Source organism: Vibrio sp. CUB2, assembly GCF_001557945.1.
Lineage (GTDB): Bacteria > Pseudomonadota > Gammaproteobacteria > Enterobacterales > Vibrionaceae > Vibrio > Vibrio owensii.
The window spans coordinates 1-370 of the sequence record NZ_LNRB01000085.1; the positions used below are offsets into that span (position 1 = coordinate 1).

General features: G+C 54.6%; 4 tRNA genes. All 4 read left to right on the forward strand.

From position 1 onward, the window contains the following. The first annotated feature begins 4 nt into the window (after positions 1-4). The 4 genes from ATB78_RS27975 to ATB78_RS27990 all read left to right on the forward strand — a co-directional run bounded on the left by ATB78_RS27975 (position 5) and on the right by ATB78_RS27990 (position 369). Positions 5-80: transfer RNA gene (locus ATB78_RS27975), tRNA-Glu, on the forward strand. A gap of 2 nt (positions 81-82) precedes the next feature. After that, positions 83-158 (forward strand) — tRNA-Lys (locus ATB78_RS27980). A 24-nt stretch (positions 159-182) separates the two neighbouring features. Continuing rightward, positions 183-258, forward strand: a tRNA-Ala gene (locus ATB78_RS27985). A gap of 35 nt (positions 259-293) precedes the next feature. Next, a tRNA-Val gene (locus tag ATB78_RS27990) sits at positions 294-369 on the forward strand. Position 370: the final 1 nt, after the last annotated feature.

The following is a 370-nucleotide window of genomic DNA, read 5'->3' on the forward strand; positions in this document are numbered from 1 at the left end:
CAGTGTCCCGTTCGTCTAGAGGCCTAGGACACCGCCCTTTCACGGCGGTAACAGGGGTTCGACTCCCCTACGGGATACCATTGGGTCGTTAGCTCAGTTGGTAGAGCAGTTGACTTTTAATCAATTGGTCGCAGGTTCGAATCCTGCACGACCCACCATTCTTTAAGAATAACTCTCAAGATGGGGCTATAGCTCAGCTGGGAGAGCGCCTGCCTTGCACGCAGGAGGTCTGCGGTTCGATCCCGCATAGCTCCACCATTCTTGACGTCTACCACAAGACGAAAAACTTATGTGGGCGATTAGCTCAGTTGGGAGAGCACCTGCCTTACAAGCAGGGGGTCACTGGTTCGAGCCCGGTATCGCCCACCAT